The sequence below is a fragment of the Streptomyces sp. NPDC087844 genome, from assembly GCF_044742785.1.
Taxonomy (GTDB): Bacteria; Actinomycetota; Actinomycetes; order Streptomycetales; family Streptomycetaceae; genus Streptomyces.
Genome location: NZ_JBIUVD010000018.1, coordinates 86,412 through 110,383 on the forward strand (window position 1 = coordinate 86,412; position 23,972 = coordinate 110,383).

Annotated in this window: 16 protein-coding genes and 2 pseudogenes; 12 read left to right on the top strand and 6 right to left on the bottom strand. The window is 70.4% G+C overall.

The window, feature by feature from the left end; all coding sequences use genetic code 11:
- Window positions 1–60: 60 nt before the first annotated feature.
- Window positions 61–885, bottom strand: a complete 825-nt coding sequence (locus tag ACIOKD_RS29895; protein WP_402090323.1) for a helix-turn-helix domain-containing protein — start codon at window positions 883–885, stop codon at window positions 61–63.
- 365 nt (window positions 886–1,250) lie between these two features.
- Here ACIOKD_RS29895 and ACIOKD_RS29900 point away from each other — a divergent pair, with 365 nt between their 5' ends.
- Complete coding sequence (locus tag ACIOKD_RS29900) at window positions 1,251–1,727, top strand: ATP-binding protein (RefSeq protein WP_402090158.1); 477 nt, start codon at window positions 1,251–1,253, stop codon at window positions 1,725–1,727.
- Between the two features lie 151 nt (window positions 1,728–1,878).
- On the opposite strand, the gene ACIOKD_RS29905 is transcribed toward ACIOKD_RS29900, so the two are convergent.
- Window positions 1,879–2,097 (bottom strand): DUF397 domain-containing protein, encoded by a 219-nt coding sequence (locus ACIOKD_RS29905; protein WP_402090325.1) that lies wholly within the window; start codon window positions 2,095–2,097, stop codon window positions 1,879–1,881.
- Between the two features lie 331 nt (window positions 2,098–2,428).
- Between ACIOKD_RS29905 and ACIOKD_RS29910 the strand changes: the two are divergent.
- Both ACIOKD_RS29910 and ACIOKD_RS29915 read left to right on the top strand, forming a co-directional pair.
- A pseudogene (locus ACIOKD_RS29910) lies at window positions 2,429–2,560 on the top strand (30S ribosomal protein S14); the annotation flags it as partial.
- 413 nt (window positions 2,561–2,973) lie between these two features.
- Complete coding sequence (locus ACIOKD_RS29915; protein ID WP_402090160.1) at window positions 2,974–3,510, top strand: hypothetical protein; 537 nt, start codon at window positions 2,974–2,976, stop codon at window positions 3,508–3,510.
- Here ACIOKD_RS29915 and ACIOKD_RS29920 read toward each other — a convergent pair.
- Window positions 3,488–5,713: an FUSC family protein gene (locus tag ACIOKD_RS29920; protein ID WP_402090162.1), complete on the bottom strand. Its 2,226-nt coding sequence runs from the start codon at window positions 5,711–5,713 to the stop codon at window positions 3,488–3,490. The genes ACIOKD_RS29915 and ACIOKD_RS29920 overlap by 23 nt on opposite strands.
- A 216-nt stretch (window positions 5,714–5,929) precedes the next feature.
- Here ACIOKD_RS29920 and ACIOKD_RS29925 point away from each other — a divergent pair, with 216 nt between their 5' ends.
- Entirely contained in the window at window positions 5,930–6,487 is a 558-nt protein-coding gene (locus tag ACIOKD_RS29925) for a DUF4232 domain-containing protein (protein ID WP_402090164.1), read from the top strand.
- A gap of 82 nt (window positions 6,488–6,569) precedes the next feature.
- Here ACIOKD_RS29925 and ACIOKD_RS29930 read toward each other — a convergent pair whose 3' ends face one another.
- Window positions 6,570–7,802, bottom strand: a complete 1,233-nt coding sequence (locus tag ACIOKD_RS29930) for a DUF2786 domain-containing protein (protein WP_402090166.1) — start codon at window positions 7,800–7,802, stop codon at window positions 6,570–6,572.
- A 136-nt stretch (window positions 7,803–7,938) separates the two neighbouring features.
- Here ACIOKD_RS29930 and ACIOKD_RS29935 point away from each other — a divergent pair, with 136 nt between their 5' ends.
- From ACIOKD_RS29935 to ACIOKD_RS29945, 3 genes are all read left to right on the top strand, one after another.
- Window positions 7,939–8,568 (top strand): LysE family translocator, encoded by a 630-nt coding sequence (locus ACIOKD_RS29935; protein ID WP_402090168.1) that lies wholly within the window; start codon window positions 7,939–7,941, stop codon window positions 8,566–8,568.
- A gap of 104 nt (window positions 8,569–8,672) precedes the next feature.
- Entirely contained in the window at window positions 8,673–9,398 is a 726-nt protein-coding gene (locus ACIOKD_RS29940) for a Clp protease N-terminal domain-containing protein (protein WP_402090170.1), read from the top strand.
- A 212-nt stretch (window positions 9,399–9,610) separates the two neighbouring features.
- Window positions 9,611–11,374, top strand: coding sequence for a bifunctional 3'-5' exonuclease/DNA polymerase (locus ACIOKD_RS29945; RefSeq protein WP_402090172.1), 1,764 nt, complete (start codon window positions 9,611–9,613; stop codon window positions 11,372–11,374).
- Between the two features lie 135 nt (window positions 11,375–11,509).
- On the opposite strand, the gene ACIOKD_RS29950 is transcribed toward ACIOKD_RS29945, so the two are convergent.
- Together ACIOKD_RS29950 and ACIOKD_RS29955 are read right to left on the bottom strand one after the other, a co-directional pair.
- Window positions 11,510–15,076 (bottom strand): BTAD domain-containing putative transcriptional regulator, encoded by a 3,567-nt coding sequence (locus ACIOKD_RS29950; protein WP_402090174.1) that lies wholly within the window; start codon window positions 15,074–15,076, stop codon window positions 11,510–11,512.
- A 476-nt stretch (window positions 15,077–15,552) separates the two neighbouring features.
- The gene (locus ACIOKD_RS29955; protein ID WP_402090327.1) at window positions 15,553–16,464 is read right to left on the bottom strand and encodes a glycosyltransferase family 2 protein; all 912 of its coding nucleotides are present in this window, start codon (window positions 16,462–16,464) and stop codon (window positions 15,553–15,555) included.
- A gap of 357 nt (window positions 16,465–16,821) precedes the next feature.
- Between ACIOKD_RS29955 and ACIOKD_RS29960 the strand changes: the two genes are divergently transcribed.
- The 5 genes and pseudogenes from ACIOKD_RS29960 (at window position 16,822) to ACIOKD_RS29980 (ending at window position 23,803) form a co-directional block, all read left to right on the top strand.
- On the top strand, window positions 16,822–17,769 hold the full coding sequence (locus tag ACIOKD_RS29960; RefSeq protein WP_402090176.1) for a M56 family metallopeptidase: 948 nt from the start codon (window positions 16,822–16,824) through the stop codon (window positions 17,767–17,769).
- A 96-nt stretch (window positions 17,770–17,865) separates the two neighbouring features.
- Window positions 17,866–18,049, top strand: a pseudogene (locus ACIOKD_RS29965) (hypothetical protein); the annotation flags it as partial.
- A gap of 247 nt (window positions 18,050–18,296) precedes the next feature.
- Window positions 18,297–19,547, top strand: coding sequence for an RNA-guided endonuclease InsQ/TnpB family protein (locus ACIOKD_RS29970; RefSeq protein ID WP_402090178.1), 1,251 nt, complete (start codon window positions 18,297–18,299; stop codon window positions 19,545–19,547).
- A gap of 484 nt (window positions 19,548–20,031) precedes the next feature.
- Window positions 20,032–20,181, top strand: coding sequence for a hypothetical protein (locus ACIOKD_RS29975; protein WP_402090180.1), 150 nt, complete (start codon window positions 20,032–20,034; stop codon window positions 20,179–20,181).
- A 355-nt stretch (window positions 20,182–20,536) separates the two neighbouring features.
- Entirely contained in the window at window positions 20,537–23,803 is a 3,267-nt protein-coding gene (locus ACIOKD_RS29980; protein WP_402090329.1) for an RHS repeat-associated core domain-containing protein, read from the top strand.
- The last annotated feature ends 169 nt before the right edge of the window (window positions 23,804–23,972 follow it).

Here is a 23,972-nt window from a genome sequence, read left to right on the forward strand (position 1 = left end):
TGCCCAAGGCAACAGCCCATGCATCTGCACGATCTGATCACATGTCATCGTACGGGTCTTTCAACTGAGTTGGAGCAGTCCTCGGAGCAAATCGCGGCTCTCGTCGGGGCCCGGACTGTCCTGCTGGAGCTCCTTCATCGCCTTCTCGTACTGGGCGACGTCCTCGCGCTTGTCCAGATACAGCGCGCTGGTGAGCTGTTCCAGGTAAACCACGTCCGACAGGTCGGACTCGGGGAAGCTGAGCACCGTGAAGGCCCCGCTCTCCCCCGCGTGCCCGCCGAAGCTGAACGGCATGACCTGGAGGCGCACGTTGGGGCGCTGGGAGATGTCGATGAGGTGCTGGAGCTGACCGCGCATCACGCTCCGGTCGCCGTACGGCCGCCGCAGCGCGGCCTCGTCAAGGACCACGTGGAACTCGGGCGCGCTCTCCGCCACGAGGTACTTCTGACGCTCCAGACGCAGCGCCACGCGCCGATCGATGTCGGCTCCGCTCGCGCCTCTCATACCCCGGGTGACGACCGCGTGCGCGTACGCCTCGGTCTGCAACAGACCGTGCACGAACTGCACTTCGTACGAGCGGATCAGCGCCGCGGCGCCCTCAAGGCCGACATAGGTCGGGAACCAGCTGGGTAGGACGTCCGAGTAACTGTGCCACCAGCCCGCGACATTGGCCTCCTTGGCGAGCGAGAGCAGCGATCTGCGCTCGGCCTCGTCGGCGATCCCGTAGAGCGTCAGCAGATCCTCGACGTCTCTCGTCTTGAAGCTCACCCGGCCCAACTCCATACGGCTGATCTTCGACTCGGAGGCTCGGATCGAGTAACCGGCCTTCTCCCGGGTGATCCCACGCGATTCGCGCAGCCGCCTCAGATGTGAGCCGAGCAGCATGCGCCGTACCACCGATCCCGACTCCTGCGCGCTCACGTTCGCCAGCCTCCCCAACCCGACTTCAAGGGCCGCAGTCTGCCACTAAAACACTTCAAGCAGTACTCGTTCGGTTACAGAAACGGCAAGCTTTCAGGGGAGTTACACAGGAATCGACAAGGAGAAGACAAGCCAGACCGAGAAATGTGGCGGAGAGGTGGCGGAAAAAAGCACCAAGAAGCGGTATGGGAAGGTCCAATTCGGGCGCGTGCACGTGCATCTGCCCTTGCATCTGCTGAACGCAGACGGAACGATGGTCTAGCGCCACCGCTGCATCGCAACGACCGCGAACCCCGGGAGTGCCTCGCATGGGGACGAATGGATCGACCATGCTGGAGCCGTTAAGGCAGGGGCTTCCGCCACTGGACCCGGCGGCCGTCTCCAACGCCGCCTCCTGCGCCCTTCCGCCCCGTTACGAAGCGGTGCGCGACGCACGGCAGTTCACCCGCCGCACGCTCGACCAGTGGGACGTGGGCAACCGTTTCGACGACGTCTGCCTGGTGGTCTCGGAACTCGTCACCAACGCACTGCGGCACGCGCTGCCCGCGGACACCCCCCGCTCCGCCGACCAGGACCCGCCCGTGCGGCTGCACCTGATGCGGTGGACCGAGAGACTGGTGTGCGCGGTACGCGACCCCAGCCACGACAGCCCGGTCGCGGGCGACTCCGACGACTTCTCGGCGGAGTCGGGACGGGGCCTGTTCCTGGTCGAGTCCTTCGCCGACGGCTGGGGATGGCACCCGCTCACCAACACCCTCAACGGCAAGGTCGTATGGGCGCTGTTCCGCCTGGGGCCTTCCGCGTGAGGAACCGCGGCGCTTTTTCGCGCCGCGGTTCTACGCGCGTTACGGGCTCCCGGGGCCGTCGGGGACTGCGGGGTGCCCCGCAGCGCGCCGCACCGGGGCCGCATACACCCCTGTGCGCCCGCCACGCACCCATGACGGACAGCTGCCGGCGTCAGCTCGCTGTCAGGTGGTCGAACTCGCCGTCCTTGATGCCCAGAAGCATGGCCTCGATCTCCGCGCGGGTGTAGACGAGGGCCGGGCCGTCGGGGAAGCGCGAGTTGCGCACGGCCACCTCGCCGCCGGGCAGCCGGGCGAACTCCACGCAGGAACCCTGCGAGTTGCTGTGCCGGCTCTTCTGCCAGGCCGCCTCGTGCAGCTCCGTGGCAGCCATGCCGTTGTACACGTCGTGGTCCACAGGTCGCTCCCCGGTGGTGCATTGGCGTCTGTTGCCATAGATGCAGTGGTCAACTGCCCCGGATCATAGCTGTCTTCACATGCAGATGCATGGGCAGATGCACGTGCACGGGGGGTGGTCTCCTGGTTACAGGTTTGACGGTCGCGAAGCCCGAATCGTTCCGACTCCGCGCCCTGTCAATGGAAGAGACGCACGCGGGGCCGTTCCTGTTCCGGCATAACCCCGCCCCGTCCCGCCCCGCCCGAAGAATGCACGGGCGGGGCGGGGCGGGATGAGGCGAGGCGGGGCGGGGCGGGATGAGGCGGGGCGGGTACGTAACCGGGACGGTGTGGATGGGCGTCAGCGGGGGTATGTGCGGGCGTTCGGAGTCTCACGGGTGAACCTGCGGGTGCTGGCGCACCGCGGCTTCCTGCCGGGGGTGCGGAAGTCTTCCTGGTAGGGGTTGGTGAGTGGGGGCGTGGTCGACGGGGATTCACTTCGGCTGCGGGCCGGTGGGGGTTCACAGCCGGTGGGGGTGCACTTCGGCTGCGGGCCGGTGGGGGTTGGTCGCGCCGTTTCCCGCGCCCCTTGAAGGCGGGCCGGTGGGGGGCGGGTCGTGCCCCGTGCAGCAGGCCGGGGGCTGGGCAAGCGGGCCCCGCCGTGGCGCCCTTCAGGGGCGCGGGGAACGGCGCGGCTGGCCCCCACCGGCCCGCACGGACAAACTCGCCCTACCCCACCCCGCCCGGGTGGGCCCCCCAGGGGCGCGAGGAACTGCGCAGGCGACCCCCGCCCGCCCGCACCCCACGGACGAATACACCTACTGCTGGTAACTTGCAGCGGTTGGACCCGTCCGGCCAGACCCCTGGAGGCTCAGTGACTTCGGCGACCTTCCCGCGCACGCGCAAGCACGCGCGCACCGCGGCCGCAGCCGCAGGGCTGGCGGTCGCGCTCACCCTGACGACGGGCTGCAGCAGCGACGGCGGCGGTGACGGTGAAGGTGACGGTGGCAAAGATCCGTCGTCCACGACGAGCGCCGCGTCCACCCAGTCCGCGGACGCCGACACCGGCGGCGCCTCCGGCGACAGCACGGCCGAGGCCGACGAACTGGACGGCAACTGGCTGACCACCAAGGGCGGCAAGGCCGTGGCCCTGGTGATCAACGGCAAGCAGGCCGGCCTGTTCTCGACGGGCGGATCCATCTGCAGCGGCACCGCCGACAAGACCTCGGGCATGAGCATGATCGCGCTGAAGTGCACCGACGGGAACAAGGACCGCGCCGAGGGCATGGTGGACTCCGTCGACTCCACCACCCTGAAGGTCACCTGGGACGGCTTCGGCGCGGAGACGTACACCAGGTCCGAGGGTGAGGGCCTGCCGCCCGGGCTGCCTACGGCGAGCCTGGGTTCCTGACACCGGACTTCTTCGTGACCGGCTTCGTCACGGGCTTCGTCACCGGCTCCGCGCCCGCCGACGTCCCGTCGAGCGTCATCGGCGGTACGGCGGTGTCGAGGGCCTCGGACAGCTCGGTCAGGGCATCGAGGACGAGCCGCGCCGCGCCGCCCACGAATGTGTCGTTGGAGGGGACGAGGGAGACCTCCTCCGCGTCCGGCGACTCCGCCTCCCAGGCCTCCACGACAGCCCGTACCGCGTCCCAGCCCGGCACCCGGCGCTCGCGGATGCCCTTCGCCCCCTGCTGAGTGGACTCGCGCAGAGCCTCGGCGAGGCCGGCGCCTGCCGGGACCGGTGTCGCGCCGCGTTCCGGAAGATGGGCCTCCAGGAGCATGGCGACGCGGCCCAGCTGGGCGAGCGCGTCCTCGGCGTCGTCCGCGGCGGTCCGGGAGAGGCCCCGGTGGCGGACCGGCTCGGCGGTGGCACGGGCCACGGCGGTGTGCCAGGCCGCTCGGGCGGTGCGCGCGGCGAGCAGGGCCTCGCGGACGTCCGGGGCGTTCCTGAGCGCCGGGTCGGCGTAGGCGTCGAAGACCACGGCGGCGTAACGGCCCTGCGTCGCCAGCCAGTCGGCGAGGCGGGTACGCAGGCGCGGTGTCTCCCACGCCGGGTAGACGGCGTACGCGAGCATCGCCAGCAGTCCGCCGAGCAGGGTGAGCAGGACACGTTCGGGCACGGTCTGTGTCCACTGTTCGCCGCCCATGCCGAGCAGGAAGACCACGTACGCGGCGATGCAACCCTGCGCCGCGAACTGGCCAGTGCGCATCAGTAGGTACATGAGCGCGGCGCTCACCACGGCGAGGGTGCCGGAGAGGTACGTGCCCGGGTCGGCCAGCCGCAGCACGGCCGTGGCCACGGCCACACCGACGACGGTGCCGCCGAGCCGGGCCACCGCCCGGCTGTACGTCTGTGAGAAGTCCGGGCGCATGACCATGACCGAGGTCAGCGGGGCCCAGTAGCCGTGGCCGAAGGGCAGCGCGGTGCCGAGGACGTAGCCTGCGGCGGCGACCGCGGACACCCGTGTGGCGTGCCGGGTGATCGGAGAGCCCCTGCGGAGTTCCTTGCGCATGGCCCTGAGCGCGGTGGGGATCAGGGCGAGCAGGGTGGGACGGCTGCGGGGGCGGTGGGACGGGGCGGCCGGGGCGACGCCGACGGCCGGGGCCCGGTCACTGCCCTTCGGTGTGCTGCCGCCCGCCGTTTCCAGTACGTCCTGGAGGAGGGTGTTGAGGCGGGACGCCGCGCGGTAGGGGCGGCCGGTGAGGATGCTGCCGGTGTCCGGGGTACGGAAGGTGGCCAGGGCCGCGCCCGGGACGGTCACGGGCTCACCCCGGCGGATCGCGTGGGCCGCCACGTCGAGGATGGCGCCGGCGGCGGCGAGCAGTTCACGGACTCGGTCGCGGGCGCGCCCCTCCGCCGGTACGCCCATCGCCGGGTCGGCGAGGGAGGCGAGAACCGGGCGGATGCGCTCGGCGACACCGCGGGCGCCGTGCAGTTCGGCGGGGCGGCGCCGGGCCTGGCGGGGTGTGACGGCGGCCGCGTTGCGGGCCTCCATCAGGGGCAGCGGGTCGAAGGACGCGAGGGGGTCGTGGCGCAGCCGGCGCGCGTAGTCCGCCTCGGCGGCCAGGGCGTCGGCGAGCGCGTCACGATGGGCGCCCCAGCGGCGTACGGGGAAGAGCACGATCAGTGCGGCCTGGACGACACCGCCCACGATCATCATCGCGGCGTGGCCCGCGGCCTGGGCGACGGAGGTCGGCAGGGTGACCGTCACGAGCATGATCGCCACGTTCGAGGAAGCGATCAGGCCGATGGTCGGGCCGGCGGCCCAGCTCATCCCTGCGGCGTACGTCCACACCACCAGCAGTGCGAGGAAGAGCGGTTCCTGGGAGACCGTCAGGTAGCCGAGGAAGGTGGAGACGGCGAGGCTCGTACCGGAGGCGAGGGCCAGTTCGGGGCGGGGGCGCCAACTGCGCTGGAACGTGGCGATCGCCGCCTGGAACGCGCCGAACGCCGAACTCGCGGCGGCGGCCGGACCGAAGGCCCACAGGCTCACCGCGATCACGATCGCGAGCCCCGCCGCTCCGCGCACCGCGATGAGAGGTTCGAGCCGCTTCTTCTCCACGGCGAGCCCCGAGCGCGCGGTGTCCTTAAGCGCTCGTCGCCAGCTCACTGAGCCAGCGTACGGGAGGGGTCGGAGGGGCGGAGGGGCGGAGGATCCATGATGATCTACGGATATCGTCATCACCCCGCATCACCAGCATCGCCAGTACCAGGACTCGTACCCGTGCCCGTGCCCGTGCCCGTGCCCGTACCAGTACCAGTACCAGTACCAGTACCAACATCAGCATCAGCATCAGCATCAGCATCCTGAGGTCAGAGGACATCCATGCGCACCCTGCCGATCGCCGTCACCGCCCTCGCGGCGACACTCACCCTGACCCTGACCGCCTGCGGCCGTGACGGTGGCGGCGGTGACAAGAAGACCAGCAGCGAGAAGAGCGGTTCGTCGAGTTCCTCCACCGTCTGCGCGGCCGACAAGTTCGCTCAGGAGGTCGTCGCCAGCGAGGCCCCGGCCGCGGGCGACACCGGAACCGTCTCCGTCACCCTCACGAACGGCTCCGGAGCCGACTGCACACTGAAGGGCTTCCCCACCGTCGGCCTGGACGTTGGCGGCACCGCTCTGTCCGTCGCTCCGGAGAAGTCCGCGGAGGCGCAGAAGCTGACCGTGAAGAAGGACGAGACGGTCGGCTTCACGATCACGTACGTACGAGGGCCCGCAGGTGACGCCGAAAAGGCCGCCGCCGTGACGACCGTGAAGTTCGGGCTGCCCGGAGCCGACGGCGAGCTGTCCTTCGCCTGGAAGTACGGCGAGGTGGCGCTGCGGAGCGCGGGCGGCAGCGAGCCGGACGCGTCGGTGACTCCGCTGCAGCGGACGGGGGACTGAACGCTCCGCTGCGAGCCTGGGGATGATCCGCGGGCCGGTGGGGGCCGGTCGCACGGTTCCCCCGCGCCCCTGACGGGGCGGATCAGGGCCTGCGCAGCGGCGGGCGTGCCCTGACCTGGGCGCGGTCCGCCGCCGCGGCTCCCTCCTGCCAGCCGGCCGCGTCGTTCACCCCGCGCATCCGGGTCGTGACGGTGTCCGGGAACATGCGCTCCGTCTCGTCCGTGACCGCGACGTCGCGCGCGGCGAGGACCGGCAGCAACTCCCCCGCCGTGGCGGCCGTCTCCCCCTCCGTGGCGGTCACCTGTCCCTCGGCCACGTCGGCCGCGTCGGCCAGCCGGTCGCCGATGCGATGCGCGTACGCGGCGAGGAAGGACTGCCGGAAGGACTTCGTACGCTTCCTGCCGCCCGCGCGCTGGGCCGCCTCCGCCTTCGTCATCGCGGCCGTGGCCTGCACGAGGAGCGAGGTGTGGAGGAGTTCGACCGCCTCCAGGTCGGGTTCGAAGCCGACGACGGTGGAGAAGCCGAGGGCCTCGTTCCACACCGCTCGGCAGCGGTTGGCGCCGGCCACCGCGTCGAGGAGCACGGCCTTGGCGGTCTCGTACGGCGGATCGACGCCGATCCGGCAGGCGCCGGGCGCGTCCTTGGCGTGTGTACGCGCCGCGAGCAGGGCCTCGTCGATGCTGTGCCGCGCCATCAGCTCCTGCGCCTTGGCGCTCAGCGCCTCCGCCTCCTCAGGGAACCCGGTCGCCTCCGCCTTGGCGAGGAGCGCACGGATACGGGTGAGCACGCGGGTGTCCCGCTTGGCGGAGCCGACGCCGGGCGCGCGGGGTACATGGGCGTCCAGCGGCTCCAGGGAGGGCAGGCGCAGCAGCAGGCGGTACAGCTCCAGGGCGGTGGTCGCGTACTGGAAACGGTCCAGGCGGTCCGGACCGCCCGATCGGTCGGAGCGGTCCAAGCGATCCGAGCGATCCGAGCGGTCGGAGCGGTCGGGCGGTCCGGACCGCAGCTCGTCCAGTTGTGCCGTCCAGCGTGGGCCTCGGGGCGTACGGTCCCGGGCGGCCTCGGCGAGGACCAGCTCCGCCGCCAGGCGTTCGTGCACGTCGTCCAGCTCGCGCCGCACGATCCGTACGACGTCCGCGGGCTGCCAGCCGCGCCGCCAGGCCGCCGCGACGAACTCCTCGCCGCGACGGGCGAGTTCGGTGTCGGAACCGGGGTCGGCGGCGAGCAGGGAGGCGCCGGTGTCGAGGGCCGTGTCGGAGTCGGCGTAGAGGGCGGCCGCGAAGGCGCGCTCCACCGTGGAGGACGTACTACTCATTCGTCGATCGTGTCATGGGGGGGCCGGGGGGCCGGGTGACCGCCGGGAGACCCGCGCCGGGCCCGGATACGGAAGCGGGCGTCTCAGTGGGTGAAAAACGCTCGACCCGGTGGCGGACGGGCCCGAACATGCCCCTATGGTCGACACCTCTCTGTACGCGGCGTTCCTGGTTGCCGCGCTCGCGCTCGTGGTGAGCCCCGGCCCCGACATGATGTTCATCGTGGCGATGGGAGGGAGGGGCGGGCCGGTCACGGGGGTGATGGCCGCGGCGGGTGTCGCCACGGCGATGCTCGTGCACTCGGTCGCCGCGATGCTGGGCCTCTCCGCCCTGTTCACGGCGCTGCCGACGCTGTACCACCTACTGCGCTGGGTCGGTGCGGTCTACCTCCTGTACCTCGCGGTCAAGGCGTTCCGGGACCGCTCGGTACCGGTCGAGGAGGGCACCGCCGTCGGTCCGGGCCGGCGGCGGGCCTTCTGGCAGGGGGCGGTCACCAACCTGCTCAACCCCAAGGTGATCCTCTTCAACGTGGCGTTCCTGCCGCAGTTCGTGAACCCCGGACTCGGCCATGTGATGGGCCAGTTCCTCGTCCTCGGCGTCACCATCGTGGTCATGGGCTTCGCCTTCGACGCGTCGGTGGGGGCGCTCTCCGGCCGCCTCTCCGACCTGCTGCGGCGCAGCCGCCGGGTCGCCCGGGCGCTCAACATCTTCAGCGGCACGGTCTTCACGGGGCTGGCCGTACGTCTGCTCGTGGCGTCCCCGAAGTAGCCGGACGGGCCGGGACACGGGCCGGGACAGCCCATGGTGGTCATCCAGGAATGCAGTGTCAACACGAGGTTGACACTCTCAGATCGTCAACCTACGGTTGACACATGACCACGAATCCACGCGGCACGACTTCCGTACGCCTCGACGACCTCATCGAGGCCATCAAGAAGGTCCACGAAGACGCCCTCGACCAGCTCCAGGACGCGGTGATCGCCGCGGACCACCTCGGCGACGTGGCCGACCATCTGATCGGGCACTTCGTGGACCAGGCCCGGCGTTCGGGCGCCTCCTGGACGGACATCGGCAGGAGCATGGGGGTCACCCGGCAGGCGGCCCAGAAGCGGTTCGTACCGAAGGCCGAGTCGGACCTCGACCCGAGCCAGGGCTTCAGCCGTTACACGGCACGCGCCAGGAACGTGGTGGTGGCCTCCCAGGAAGAGGCCAGGACCGCGGGCAACGACCAGATCCGCACCGAGCACCTGCTCCTCGGCCTGATCGCCGAACCGGAGAGCCTCGGGGCGAAGGCGATCACCGCGCAGGGCGTCACCCTGGACGCCGTACGCGAGGCCGCCAGCGCCTGCCTCCCACCGCGCGCGGAGACCATGCCCGCGCTCGTCCCCTTCGACGCCGGCGCCAAGAAGGCCCTCGAACTCACCTTCCGCGAGGCCCTGCGCCTGGGCCACAACTACATCGGCACGGAGCACATCCTTCTCGCCCTGCTGGAGCACGAGGCCGGTACGGGCCTGCTGAGCGGACTCGGCGTCACCAAGACGGCGACCGAGGCGGACATCGCGAAGTCACTGGAGCAGCTGAAGCAGCCCCTCCAGTAGCCCCCGGTCCCCTCCAGTAGCCCCCGGTCCCCTCCGGTAGACCCCGGCCCCTCCGGTAGACCCCGGCCCCTCCGGTAGACCCCAGCCCCTCCGGTAGATCCTGGCCTCTCCGGCGGTTCCGGCAGTTCCGGCAGTTCCGGCGGCGAGCGGCGGTGAGGGGCGGTGAGCCGCGGCGAGGCCGGATTGTCAGACCCTCCTGCGAGACTCACGTCATGACCGGACGGTGGGCTCTCGTGCCGGCCGAGGACGGCGGCGCCGAGCTCGCCCCCCTCGGCCCCGACGGGCTGCCCGCCGGACCGCTCCTGCGGGAACCGGACCTCGCCGAATCCGTCCGCTCCCGGCCGGACGTCACCCGCTGGGTCTGGCGGGCGACGGCGGAGGTCTACCCACGGCTGCGCGCCGAGGGCGTCCGGGTCGAGCGGTGTTACGACCTGGAGGCCGCCGAGACCCTCCTCCTCGGCCACGAGGGACGGCTCGGCGAGCCCCGTTCGGCCGCAGCCGCCCTGGCCAGGCTGCGCGGCGGCCCCGTACCGCCCGACCCTGCGCAGCGTTCCGCCGAGCCCGGCTCGCAGTCCTCCCTCTTCGAGCCGCGCCCCGTCCACGTACCGCTGGCCCAGCTCATCGAGGTGTACGGGGACCAGCAGCGAAGACACGACGCGACCGCGCGGCCCGGGCGGATGCGGCTGCTCACGGCCTCCGAGTCGGCGGGCATGCTCGTGGCGGCCGAGATGAACGAGACAGGGCTGCCGTGGAGCGCCGACGTGCACCGGGAGGTACTGCACGAACTGCTCGGCGAACGGTACGCGGGCGGCGGTGAGCCACGGCGGCTGGCCGAGCTGACGGAAGAGGTGTCGGCCGCGTTCGGCCGCCGGGTCCGGCCCGACCTGCCCGCCGATGTCGTCAAGGCCTTTGCGCAGGCCGGGATCAAGGTGAGGTCCACGCGGCGTTGGGAGATCGAGGCCATCGACCACCCGGCGGTGAAGCCCCTGGTCGAGTACAAGAAGCTGTACCGGATCTGGGTCGCCCACGGCTGGTCGTGGCTCCAGGACTGGGTGCGGGACGGGCGGTTCAGACCGGAGTACCAGGCGGGCGGCACCGTCACCGGCCGCTGGGTGACCAACGGCGGCGGCGCGCTGCAGATCCCCAAGGTCATCCGCAGGGCCGCGGTCGCCGACCCCGGCTGGCGACTCGTCGTCGCGGACGCCGACCAGATGGAGCCGCGGGTACTGGCCGCGATCTCCCGCGACCCCGGTCTGATGGAGGTCGCGGGCCGCGAGAGCGATCTCTACCAGGCAGTCTCCGACCGGGCCTTCTCCGGCGACCGCGCCCAGGCGAAGCTCGCCGTCCTCGGCGCCATCTACGGCCAGACGTCGGGCGACGGCCTCAAGAACCTCGCGCTGCTGCGCCGCCGCTTCCCCAGGGCGGTGGCATACGTGGACGACGCGGCCCGCGCGGGCGAGGAGGGCCGGCTCGTACGGACCTGGCTGGGCCGCACCTGCCCACCCGCGGCGGGGTCGGACTCCTCGGGCGAGGAGGCGGGTATTCCGGACAGCGAGGAGGCCGGTGGTTCGGGCAGTCCGGGCGGTCCGGGCGGTCCGGGCGGTCCGGGCGGTCCGGGCGGTCCGGATGAGGGTGCCGACGCCGGGAGCGTCCAGGACTGGGTGCCCGGTTACGCGTCCAGCAACTCCCGTGCCCGGGGCCGCTTCGCCCGTAACTTCGTGGTGCAGGGCAGCGCCGCCGACTGGACCCTTCTCGTGCTCGCCGGGCTTCGGCGCAGCTGCCGGGACATGGCCGCCGAGCTGGTCTTCTTCCAGCACGACGAGGTGATGGTGCATTGCCCGGAGGAGGAGGCCGACGCGGTGGTCGAGGCCATCCGGGGGGCGGCGGCGGAGGCGGGACGGCTGACGTTCGGGGAAACGCCGGTGCGGTTCCCGTTCACCACGGCGGTGGTGAAGTGCTACGCGGACGCGAAGTGAGCACCGTGAGCACCGTGGGCATCGGGAGCACCGTCAGCGCCGTGAGGACCGTGAGCGCCGTGAGGACCGTGAGCGCCGTGAGCCCGGTGTCCGGTGCCCGGTGCCAGGTGGTCAGTTGGTCAGTTGGTCAGTTGGTCAGCCGATGCGGCTCAGGAGCAGATCCCTCAGCTCCTCGACCACCGGGCTGTCGGTGCCGTCGAGATCGTCGAGGGCCAGTTCCCACTGCTCGTACGCCTCCTCCGCACGGCCTGCCGACCGGAGGAGCAGTCCCTGCTGGTGCCGGGCGAGACCCGCGGTGTAGCGGTCGGCGCGCCGCTCGGCCCGCTCCAGCAGCAGAGCGCACTCCCGGGCGGCCCGCTCCGAGCGGTCGAGGTCGCGCAGGGCGCGCACCAGGCCCAGACGGGTCTGCGAACCGCTCTGCCAGTCGACCCCGTCCGAGATGCTCAGAGCACGGTCGAATTGCTCCAGCGCACCGGCCGGTTCGCCGAGCGTGAGGTGGGCGTACCCGATGTTGCAGTGCCCCGACTCGCGGACTCGTAAGTCGCCCATGACTTCCCCGAGCGCGAGGCTCCTCTCGTGCCACTCGATGGCGGCGCGCGGGTCGCTGTGCTCGTACAGGTTGCCGAGGTTGCTGTAGACGACGGCCTCGCCGTCCGCGTCGCCCGCCTGCCGTGCCAGTTCGAGGCTTTCCCGCAGGGCGGTCTCGCACTCGGTGTACCGGCCCAGACTTTCGAGCAGCAGGCCCCGGTTGTTCAGACAGCGCTGGACGCGCCGCAGGACGCCGAGACCGCGCCAGCGCGCGAGCGCCTGATCGGTCAGGACGAGCGCCTCGCCGGCCCGGCCCTGCATGAAGTGCAGGCCCGCCAGGTCGGAGAGCGCGATCGCCTCGGCGGCTTCGTCACCGAGGCGCCGAGCCACGTCCAGCGCCCGCCGCCCGAGCGTCGCCAGCTCGCGGAGCCGGCCGCGGCGCTGCAGATACGGAAAGAGGGCGCGGACGAGGACGGGGACGAGCGGGGAGGCGGCGGCCCGCCCTTCGACGAGCGCGACGACGTTCGCCACCTCCCGGTCTCCCCAAGCGACGGCCTCGGCGGCCGAACCGAACGGCGGGGGCAGGGCCCCGGCTCCATCAGTGGCCGCGCGCTCCCTCTCGGCGACGGTCACATCGAGCCGGTTGTCCCGGTCGACTCCGGAGGGGGTCAGGGCCAGCACGCATTGGCGGGCGGAGGCGATGTACCAACGGAGGGCTGTGTCGGTCGGGTCGTACAGGGCGCATGGGTCGTACGGGCCCGCATGGCCCGCATGGCCCGTCGGGACCGGGACCGGGTCCGGCGAGTCCGGCGAGTCCGGCGAGTCCGGCGAGTCCGGCGAGTCCGGGGTACCGGACCCCGCCCCCGCCGCGCGGGCGAAATCGGCGGCACCCTCGCGGGAGACCTCCCGGGAGACCTCGCGGGCGAAATCCCGTACGAGGTCGTGGGGGGCGTAGCGACCGTACGTGCTCTCGTCGAGGAGGGCGACGTCGACGAGGCGGTCGAGAGCGGCCTCAGCGCGCCGCTCACCGGTGGCCAGCAGCCGTGCCAGCAGCGGAATCCCGTACGTCGGCAGGTCGAGCGCGCCGATCCGGCGCAGGGCGAGCGCGGCGTCCCGGTCGGCCTCGCGGTCCGAGACGCGCAGCGCGTCGAGGGCGACCGCGAGCGAGCGGCGCACACTCAGGTCGTCGTACTCCAGATGGTGCAACCGTTCGTCGCTGGCGGCCAGTTGACGGGCCAGCGCGTCCGGCGAGAGAACGTGCCGGGCGGCCAGCCGCGCGGCGACGATCCGCAGCGCGAGGGGCAGCCGTCCGGTGAGACCGACGAGTGGGTGCGTACCGTCGAGGCCGTCCCTTCCCGAGACGGCGCGCAGCAGCTCGGCGCTCTCCTCGTCGGAGAGCGGCGCGAGCGGAAAGCGCGTCGCGCCGTCCAGCGCGGTGAGGGGCGAACGGCTGGTGACGATCACCGCGCACCCGGGGCCCGCGGGCAGCAGGTGGCGGACCTGGGCGGCGTTCGCGACATCATCCAGCACGAGCAGGGTGCGGGTGGGTGCCAGCAGCGAGCGCAGCAACGCGCTTGCCGCGTCCGGGTGTTCGGGTACGTCTCGCGGTTCCGCACCGAGGTCGCGGAGCAGTGCGGCGAGGGCCTGCCCGACGGTGAGCGGCGGCACGCCCGGCGTCGCCCCGTGCAGGCGTACGTACAGCTGGCCGTCGGGGAACTCCGTCCGCAGCCCGTGCGCCACCCGGACGCCCAGCGCACTCTTCCCGACCCCCGCCATACCGCTGACGACGGCGACCCGGGGGCGGCCGTCCCCAGCGGGGAGGAGCGCGGTGCGCAGCGCCTGAACGCTTGCCTCACGGCCGGTGAAGTGGACAGGGACAGGGGGAAGTTGGGCGGGCCTCGGAACTGCGGTGGCGATGGCGGTGGCAATGGCGGTGGCGGTGGCGGTGACAGCCCGGGAGGCCCGGGGAGCCTGCGCGGGAATAGCCGGAACCGGAAACGGAAACGGAAACGGAGCCCGTACCGGAGCCGGAGCCGGAGCCGGAGCCGGAAACGGCCCTGTGGCGAACGTCTCCGCCAGGATGGTGGTGGTGGCAGGCCGCAGGGGCGGGGCGGTCCCCCGGGAGCTGGACTCGCCGGCAGCCCGCACGCCGGCGAACCGTACGCCGCCGTCGGGTCCGTACACCTCCGTCTCGGTCCGTACACCTCCGTCGGTCCGTACACCTCCGTCGGTCCGTACACCTCCGTCGGTCCGTACACCTCCGTCGGTCCATTCACCGGCAGCCCCTTCGTCGGCAGCCCCTTCGTCGGTCCGCGCCCGGAAACGGGTGGTGGTCACCGCGGCCTCGCCGCCAGGAGGCCCACCCCCCGGCTCCCGCAGAATCTCCAGATGGGCTTCCCGCACCGCGCTGCCCGGCTCCACACCTAGTTCGCGGACGAGCCTGCCGCGCAGCTCGCGGTGGACGGCCAGCGCCTCCGCCTGACGGCCCGTCCGGTACAGGACCAGCATCAACTGCCGGTGGAAGGCCTCACGCAGAGGGAACCCGGCGACCAACGCGGCCAGTTCGGGAGCGAGCCCGGAGAGCCGTACACCCCGGTCGGCCGCTCCCCGACCGAGCTCCAGTTCGGCGTCGTAACGGCACTCCAGCGCGACCAGCCTTGTCTCCTCCAGCCGTTGCACGAGGGAGATCCCTCCGACCTCCGGGGACCAGCCGTCCAACGGGGTACCGCGCCACAGCGCGAGCGCCGCCACGGCCTCGGCCGAAGCCCTCGCCCAGTCGCGCCGTGCGTGTGCCGCGCGGGCGGCCACGCCCCGGGCCTCGAAGACCTCGACGTCCAACTCACCCTCAGACAACCGCAACTGATAGCCGGGGGCCACCGACCGCAGGCGGTCCGGGTCGTCCAGGAGCCGCCGCAGACGGGTCACATGATTCTGCAGCGAGGCGTGCGCGGACGCGGGCGGAAACCCGCCCCACAACGCGTCCTTGAGCGTGTGCACGGAGACGACCCGCCCCGGCTCCAGGAGCAGAGCGGTGAGCAGGACGCGCCCCTTGGCGCTGCTGACCGGCCGGGGTGCGCCGTCGGCGTCGTACACGACCGTGGGCCCGAGCAGCCCGAAGCGCAACCGGCACGGGCCCGCGGCGGAAGCGTCGAGCGAGGTGTCCGGAGCGGGCACGACGTCCGAGGCATGCGGAAGAGGCGGGACCCCGGGCAAAGGGAACGAAGCCGAAGCCGAAGCCGTGGACCAGGCCGTGGATGTGGACGAAGCCGTGGACGTGAACGTGGACATGCTGGGCAGACCGGCTTCCCGCTCCGACCGTGTCCCACGTGTCCCGCGTGTCCCGCCGCCCACCTGTACGCCCCTTCCTAGGCGGCGTCGGGCGGCCGGAATCCGACGCTCCGCCGACCCTCGGGCGAAACTCCGTGCCTCGCCGCACCGTTCGTCCCATGTTAGCGATCGGTTGGCGTGGCCTGATTTGATCACCGCATCGGATCCGGTCGCTCCGGTACGCGGTAGGCGTCGCAGGTCGCCGCGACTCGGGGGAGTGTCGCCGTCGCGGCCGGGTCCGAAAGTCCGCGGAATACGCGTGAGACACCCGCGTACCGGGCAAAAACGAAGGAATCGGGCGCACCTCCCGCCCTCCCCGCCCCTCAGATGACGGGCGGCCGCCCCAGCCGCGTAAGCCGCCACACGGTCCTCCAGCGCATCGGCCGACGCTCCCCGGCCGACGCCCTCAGCCCTTCCACGAAACCGCCGAACCACGCCCGCAGCCCACCGACGGACCGCGTCCGTACGAGGGTCAGCGCGATCCAGACCGCCAGGTGGACGGGGATCAGTGGAAGGGGCAGCCGACGCCTGACCAGCCAGACGCGGTTGCGCGCGGTGACGCGGTAGTAGATGGCGTGCCGGGCGGGTGATGTCTTCGGATGCTGGAGCAGCAGCTGGGGCTCGTACCGGATGGTCCAGCCGGCGTCGGCGGCCCGCCACGCCAGGTCGGTCTCCTCGTGCGCGAAGAAGAACTCGGCGGGCCAGTCCCCCGTCTGCGCGAGCATCTCCATGGAGAGGGCGTGGCCACCGCCGAGGAAACAGGTCACCTCGCCGCCGCGCATGGGGTCCTTGGCGCCGAGCCTGGGTACGTGGCGCCGCTGGGTCTCGCCGTTCTCGTCGGCGATGCGGAAACCGACGATGCCCAGGCGCGGCTCGACGGCGTACAGGTCCCGTACCGTCCGCAGGACATCGGGGTCGACGAGCAGCCCGTCGTCGTCCAGTTCGACGACGACGTCCACGTCCCCGAACTCCCGCAGGCGCCGCAGTGCGACGTTGCGGCCGCCCGGGCAGCCGAGGTTCTCGTCGACCTCGATGGCGGTGACCTCACCGGGCAGGCCCAGCCGCTCGGCGAACTCCGGCAGCGGACAGCCGTTCCCGACGATCACGATCCGCTCGGGGGCGACGTCCTGCTTGGCCACCGACGCGAGCAGCGCGTCGACCTCTGCGGGCCGCGTCCCCATCGTCACCACGGCCACCGCGATCCGCGGTCCCACCGACACGACGCCCACCCCGATCTCGACCTCGTCGGACAACCAGAGGACGATGCTAGCCGTTCACGCTGCGGACTCCTCAAGTACGCGACTTCGTAAGGGTGTCGCGGCGCGTTCCGGCTTGCTTGCGCTCCCCGTGCGGTACGGGTGTGAGCTGCGGCCGTCACTTCGCTGGGTGCTCGGGAGCCCGACGACCGGTAGCGTGTCCATGACCCGCATGACCCGCATGACCCGCATGACCCGCATGACCACAAGACCAGAGGACTACGGGACGACCGGCAGATTCGGCGGGACACGCAGGACACGCCGGAGCCGCAGGAGCCGCAGGAGCCGCAGGAGCCGCAGGAGCCGCAGGACCGAGGGGAAGAAGGGGCCCACGACATGACCGTAACCGTCTCCCTCATGCTGATGGCGGCCGTCGCCCTGAGTACCGCGGTGGTGGCGCCCCGCGTCCTGACCGGCGCTTCCTGGCCCGAGCGGGAGCCCGTACTCGCGCTGTGGGTGTGGCAGTGCCTGGTCGCCACGGTCCTGCTGTGCTGTCTGTCGTCGCTCGTGCTGAGCGCATCCGCCGTCTTCCACACGGTCCGCGCCCATGTCTTCGCGCCCGCGCCGCCCTCCGTCACCGCGGCGTACGACCTGGCCGCTGCCCCGCCCTGGACCACCGCGCTGACGCTGCTGCTGGCCGGTGGCGCCGCCTGGACCACGGCGATGCTCGCCCGCGAGGTGACGGAGGCCCGCAGGCGCAGCCGCCTGCGCCGCGAGCACCTGCGTGAACGGGCCCCCGAGCTGCCGGCCGGCCTGCCGACCTCCCGCGGCCCACTCCTCGTACTGGAGGACGAGTATCCGGACGCCTGGTGGATGCCGGGCAACCCGTCCCAGCTCGTCGTCACCACGGGCGCCCTGCACCGCCTCACCGACCACCAGCTGGACGCCATCCAGGCCCACGAACTCGGCCACGCCCGCGCCCGCCACGACTGGCTCCTGCATCTCTCCCAGGCACTGGCCGGCGGCTTCCCGGGCATCCCGGTCTTCCGTGACTTCCGCGACCAGACGCACCGCCTCGTCGAACTCTCCGCCGACGACACCGCCTCGCGCCGCTGCGGCCACCTCACGACCGCGCTGGCCCTCATCGAGCTGAACCAGCACCGGGGCGTGCTCTCCTGCGCCACCCCCAGGCCCCTGCTCCACCAACGCGTGGAACGCCTCCTGGACCCGCCGCCCCGCCTCACCCGATCCCACCGCAGAAGCACCACGACGGCCGCCGCACTGGCTCCGCTGGTCCCGTTGCTGATCGCCTTCGGCCCGGCGCTGGCGACACTGGCCTCATAGGGCCTTCCGCCAGTCGCGGACAGGACGTCGGTCCGGCTCTACGAGGCGGGACACCAGCAGATGACGTCGAAGAACGCTTCGACCACCAACTGGTCCTACCCAGACGGCCGTCCATTCGCCTGGGTGGAGGACGAGCAGAGCGAGCTGGATCAGACGTACGTGACCGCCCGCCACCAAAGTCCCGGGCTCCTGCACCACGTCAACCCGCGGATTGGCCTACGGGAGAACGACTTTTACGCGCTCGCCGACCTCCGCCCGGTCCCTGGACACCTCACGAACCATTAGATCCCGGTTGCACACCCGCGTGAGCCGCGTCTACATCCCCCGTCGGCAGTCCCGGGCCTCCGCTACCGGATTCATTCGCAGTGCATCGGGCTTCAGCCCGGTGGTGAAGCGAATCTGATGGTCGCGACGCGGAGCGTCGCGGTGTCCTTCCCGCGGAGCCGGACTTTGCTGCCGGAGCGGTGCGGGTTCGTACGAATGTTCCGTCATGACGGTGTGCGTTCGACCTGTCTAGTGTGATCGGCATGCAGCTCAGGTACGCCCTCAGGCTGTACCCGGACACCGGCCAGCGCGCCGCGTTGGCGCAGGCGTTCGGGTGCGCCCGCGTCGTGTTCAACGACGCGGTACGCGCCCGCGAGGACGCCCGCAAGGCGGGAAAGCCGTTCCCGACGGCCGCCGAGCTGTCCACCCACCTGATCACCCAGGCGAAGCAGACCACCGCACGCTCCTGGCTGGGCGAGGTCTCCGCGGTCGTCCTGCAGCAGTCCCTGCGCGACGCCGAGACCGCGTACCGCAACTACTTCGCTTCCCTCAGGGGCACCCGCAAGGGGCCAAGGACCGGTGCGCCCCGCTTCAAGTCCCGCAAGGACACCCGCCAGTCGATCCGGTTCACCGCGAACGCCCGCTGGAAGATCACCGGCAGCGGGCGGCTGAACCTGCCGAAGATCGGGGCGGTGAAGGTGAAGTGGTCCCGCACCCTGCCCACCACCCCCACCTCGGTCACCGTCATCAAAGATGCGGCCGGCAGGTTCTTCGCCTCCTTCGTCATCGACACCGACCCCGCCGCCGACGCGGCCCGGATGCCCGACACCGACCGCACCATCGGCATCGACCTGGGCCTCACCCTCCCCCAGACTTCGTCCGGGGGGACCCCCATCGCGGTCCTGTCCGACGGCACGAAGATCGACTCGCCGCGGTTCCTGCGCCGCGCGGAGAAGAAACTGAAGAAGGCCCAGCGGGAACTGTCCCGCAAACAGAAGGGGTCCAGGAACCGCGAAAAAGCCCGGCTCAAGGTCGCCCGCGCCCACGCCCAGGTCGCCGACGCCCGCCACGAGTTCCACCACCAGCTCTCCACGAAGCTGATCTCCGAGAACCAAGGGATCGCTGTGGAGGACCTGGCGGTGGCGGGACTGGCGCGCACCAGGCTGGCCAAGTCCGTCCACGACGCCGGATGGGCCTCGTTCGTGAACATGCTGGAATACAAGGCGGAGCGGTACGGGCGGACTCTGGTGAGGATCGGCCGGTTCGAGCCGACCAGTCAGACCTGCTCCACCTGCGGCGTCAAAGACGGGCCCAAGCCCCTGAACATCCGGGAGTGGACGTGTGCCGCCTGCGGCGCGGTCCACGACCGGGACCACAATGCCGCAAAAAATGTGAAGACGGCCGCCGGACTGGCGGTATCGGCCTGCGGAGCGCCGGTAAGACCAGGAGCAATCCCGGCTCAGCGCGAAGAAACAGGAAGTCACGGATCCCCGACCCAAGCCCGTGCCGCGTAGCGGCACAGCAACAAGTCGAGAAGGCCAGAATCCTCGCGCTTCAGCACGAGATACAAGTCAATGCACGTCGTTTGCGCAGTTGGTTCAGTTGGCCACCGGTCGGCCACCAGGCGGATACCTGCAGCAAGAAGAAACCTGACCACCAATGTCCTCCTGATCGTGGTCGAGGAAGTCGACATGGTCGTAGAGAGCGGTGAACTGCCTCCCTCCGTCGAAGAAGCGGTACTCGGGAATGATCCGGACGCGGGAGGACGGACCCCAGGACTGCCTTCGACGGTGAGAAACTCCGCGGCCCTGCGCTCGGCCTCTTCCCTGTCGAGCATGTCAGTTGGTCCTCATGGGGCCGTAGTGGCGATACCGCGTTGCGGTCGGACTGGACCTGTTCGCCTCGCAGTCGAGGAGGATCACCCCTCCCTTGATGTCGGCGACGTTGGAGTAGTGGCCAACACCCTTCTCCAGCCAAGCTCCCGGGCCAGCCACGCCCTTGGGCCAACGGCCCTCCGGGACTCTCCAGGGAGGCGCTGACGAACTGTTCGAACCGGTCGACATGCCGCTCGTCGTACGGATCGCAGTCAACGCCCCACTGCTCACCGAGGAGATGTTCGAGGACGAGTCAGCCCAGGAGAAGGAGTGATCAGCGTGGAGGACGGGGCGGAGAGCCGCCGTCTTCATTGCACGGGACATGACTTTCGGTCAGTTCCTGGCGCTTGGTTCGGTGGTTGACGACGGTCCAGAACGAGCAGTAAGGGCTTTCGAGCGCCTTCAGTACGTTATGGACGGTTCAAGGGGTGGGGCGGATTCCGGGCTGCATGAGATGTGACTTCCGGGGTAGGAACCGAAATTTTGTGCGGTTCCTGTGACACCTTGTGCGCTTCCGGTGACCACTGGGGTGCACCGGGATCCGTCTTCCTGTGGGGGAAGCCTTGAACACTCGTGCCTTAGGCATGCCCGTTCGGCGTGCCCGTAAGAGATCATCCCGCCTGGCCGTCATGGCCGTCATCGCCTCAAGTGCACTGGCTCTGTCGGTGCTTCCGGCCACTGAAGCGTTCGCGGACGAACCGCAGCCTGCCTCGGCGTGGGGCAAGGACGCGCCCCGTTTCGACATGCCGGAGGTGAAGGTCGGCTCCACCGAGCCGGTGCCGACGGAGGCGGAGAAGTCACCGTCGGCGGAGGTGGTGGCCTGGCGCAAGGCCCAGAAGGAACGTGCCACCCGCCCTGCCCCGAGGAGCGGCAAGTCCGGCTCAGATTCTGGTCATGCCGGTGGGGCGGATGGCGACGCGCTGGCGTTTGTTCCGGAGGGCCAGGGTGACGTTCCCTGGCACCGCATCACAGACTTCGCGATCACCGACGCGCTGACCGCCCGGATCGACCACTCGACCGGCAATCTGATGCTGACCGCGACCGACTTCGACATCGCCGGCGTAGGCCAGAAGCTCACCCTGGCCCGCACCTACAACTCCCTGGACGCCCCGTGGGGCAAGGTCTCCCAGCGATGGTGGCAGCAGTACGAGCGCTACCTGCAGATCTCCGACACCGAAACGGTGCTGTACGACGCCTCCGGCGACACCCTGCGCTTCACCCAGAACACGGACGGCTCCTTCACCACACCCAAGGGCTACAGCAAGGACCTGAAGAAGAACGCCGACGGCACCTACACCCTCACCCAGCGCAAGTCCGGGACGAAGGACACGTACAACGCCAACGGAACCCTGACCAAGGTCACCGACCGCAACAACGGCACCATCACCGTCACCCAGCACGACGAGGGCAGCGAGCACAAGGGCTTCAAACTCACCGAGAACCGCTCCGGCCGGTCGATCGACCTGCTGAAGACCGACGCCTCACAGTGGCAGGCCAAGGACCACACCGGCCGCACCGCCGTCTTCGACCTCGACCCGTCCGGCAACCTGTCCAAGACCACCGACACCGAAGGCAAGTCCACCGTCTTCGGCCACGACTCCTCCGGCCGGATCAACAAGATCACCACCGCCGAGGGCCGCGTCACCGCCTTCACCTACGACGACGCCAACCGCGTCACCTCCATGCTGCGCGCCACCGACTTCAACGGCTCCGCCCACACCGGCCCCACCTGGACCTACAGCTACGACACCACCACGCCGTCCGCCGCGGGCACGACAAAGGTCACCGACCCGGAGTCCCACAGCACCTCGTACAAGCACAACGCCGACGGCGAAGTCTCCGAGGTGACGGACGCGCTGACCCACAAGCGGTCCACGAAGTTCGACGCCAACCACAACATCGACACCGCCACCGACGCCATGGGCTCGGGGACCTCTACGGGCAACGTGACCGACTACGGCTTCAACACCCGCAACAACCTGGACACCGTGGCCCTGCCGACCGGCGCCAAGACGGTCAACAACTGGCAGACCATCGCCGGCGGCGACGTCCCGAAGGACTCCACCAACCCGGACGGCGAGAAGACCGAGTACACGTACGACACGGCCGGCAACACCATGTCCGTCGCACAGACCGGCACCGGCGGCGGCAACATCTCCTACACCTACAACCCGGCCACCCCCACCTGCGGCGGGTTCGAAGGCCAGCGCTGCACCCAGAAGACGAAGATGTCGTCGACGAAGACAGTCACCACCACCTTCCACCACGACACCAAGGGCAACCTCGACACCGCCACCCCGCCCGCCCCGCTGGGCAAGACGACCTACACCTATGACGCGCTGGGCCGCACCGAGACGCTCACCGACGGCCGCGGCATCAAGACCGTGTACACGTACGACAACCGGGACCGCCTCACGAAGGTCTCCTCCACCAACGACACCGTGGAGTACCGGTACGACGGGGACGGCAACCTCGCCCAGCGCACGGACGGCACCGGCGTGATCAAGTACCAGTTCGATCCGCTCCAGCGTGAGACGGTCCGCACCCTCCAGGACGGCTCACAGACCCTGCTGGCCTACACCCCGGCCGGCAACGTCGACTACTACCAGGACCCCACGGGCAAGACCGACTACACCTGGAACGAGGTCAACAAGCTCAAGGAGCTCAAGGACCCACAGGGCCGAGTGACGGCGTACGAGTACAACAGCAACGACTTCCGCACCACCACGAAGTACCCGGGTGGAACGCTGCAGAAAGTCGAGCCGGACAAGTCCAGCCGGCCGTCCACCATCAAAACCACCTCACCCAAGGGCACGCTGGTCGATCTGGCCTACACCTACGGCTACGGAACCGGCGGCACGACCGACGGCAGCAAGATCCGCTCCTCCGCCGACAACGTCACCGGGCTGAAGACGACCTACACCTACGACAGCGCCGGCCGCTTCTCCTACGCCGAGGAGAAGAAGGGCACCACCCTCAACGCCTCCTGGCTCTACTGCTACGACCTCGCCGGAAACCTCACCAGCCAGGGCACCGCGGCAGGCTGCCCCGGAGGCACGACGTACACCGTCAACGACGCCCAGCAGATCACCTCCAAGAACGGCTCGACCGCCAACTGGTCCTACGACCAGACCGGCAACGAGACCGCCGGCGCCTCCACCCCGGAAGGCACCCGCACCGGCGAGAAGTGGTCGGACTACTCCCAGCTGACCTCGATCACAGCGGGCGGCAAGACCTACACCGGCCAGTACGGCTCGACCGACCAGTCGGAGCGAATCCGCCTCGGTGACACCTACTTCCACAACGGTCCCCTGGGCCTGTCCGGAACGTCAACTGCCGGAGCGGACACGGGATTCAACCGCGAACCCGGGGGCACGCTGAATTCCGTGACGGCTGGAGGCAAGGCGTACTACTACCTCACCGACGCGCTCGGCTCCGTCGTCGCGCTCGCCGACGAGTCGGGCGCGAAGGCCAACACGTACGCCTACAGCCCCCGTGGCGTCACCCGCGACACAACAACGGAGACGGTCCCCCAGCCCTACCGGTTCGCAGCCGGCTACCAGGACCCGACCGGCCTCTACCACTTCGCCGCCCGCTACTACGACCCCAACATCGGCCGCTTCACCAGCCCCGACCCCTCCGGCCAAGAGCAGAACCCCTACCTCTACGCCGAAGGTGACCCCGTCAACCGCATCGACCCCACCGGACTGGCCTGGTACTCGGGCGTTCTCAACTTCGCGAAAACCAAGGGCCCGAAATTCTTGGGCAGAGCCTCCAGCGCCGCGCCTGTCGGCTGCTACGCCAAAAAAGCCTGGGATGACACGGACAACTCCCTGAAGGATGAGGCTGGCGACCTCAACAGTTGCTTCAACCCGTACGCATGGGTCACGGAATGAAAGGACGCTGATGTCGACGGCTCAAGAAAGAACAGCGAGAGCAAAGAACGCATTGCTGGGCGCCTTCGCCATAGCTGTCCTTCTGAACCTCGCAGACGCCATCTGGGACCCCTCTGGACCCGTATGGATTACCTTGCGATTTGTCGTCACAGGCCTCTTCACCGTCGCC

Coding starts and splice junctions, on each gene's coding strand:
- ACIOKD_RS29895 (WP_402090323.1), bottom strand. CDS start 885: ATGCTGCTCGGCTCACATCTGAGGCGGCTGCGCGAATCGCGTGGGATC.
- ACIOKD_RS29900 (WP_402090158.1), top strand. CDS start 1,251: ATGCTGGAGCCGTTAAGGCAGGGGCTTCCGCCACTGGACCCGGCGGCC.
- ACIOKD_RS29905 (WP_402090325.1), bottom strand. CDS start 2,097: ATGGCTGCCACGGAGCTGCACGAGGCGGCCTGGCAGAAGAGCCGGCAC.
- ACIOKD_RS29925 (WP_402090164.1), top strand. CDS start 5,930: ATGCGCACCCTGCCGATCGCCGTCACCGCCCTCGCGGCGACACTCACC.
- ACIOKD_RS29930 (WP_402090166.1), bottom strand. CDS start 7,802: ATGAGTAGTACGTCCTCCACGGTGGAGCGCGCCTTCGCGGCCGCCCTC.
- ACIOKD_RS29935 (WP_402090168.1), top strand. CDS start 7,939: ATGGTCGACACCTCTCTGTACGCGGCGTTCCTGGTTGCCGCGCTCGCG.
- ACIOKD_RS29940 (WP_402090170.1), top strand. CDS start 8,673: ATGACCACGAATCCACGCGGCACGACTTCCGTACGCCTCGACGACCTC.
- ACIOKD_RS29945 (WP_402090172.1), top strand. CDS start 9,611: ATGACCGGACGGTGGGCTCTCGTGCCGGCCGAGGACGGCGGCGCCGAG.
- ACIOKD_RS29960 (WP_402090176.1), top strand. CDS start 16,822: ATGACCGTAACCGTCTCCCTCATGCTGATGGCGGCCGTCGCCCTGAGT.
- ACIOKD_RS29970 (WP_402090178.1), top strand. CDS start 18,297: ATGCAGCTCAGGTACGCCCTCAGGCTGTACCCGGACACCGGCCAGCGC.
- ACIOKD_RS29980 (WP_402090329.1), top strand. CDS start 20,537: ATGGCCGTCATCGCCTCAAGTGCACTGGCTCTGTCGGTGCTTCCGGCC.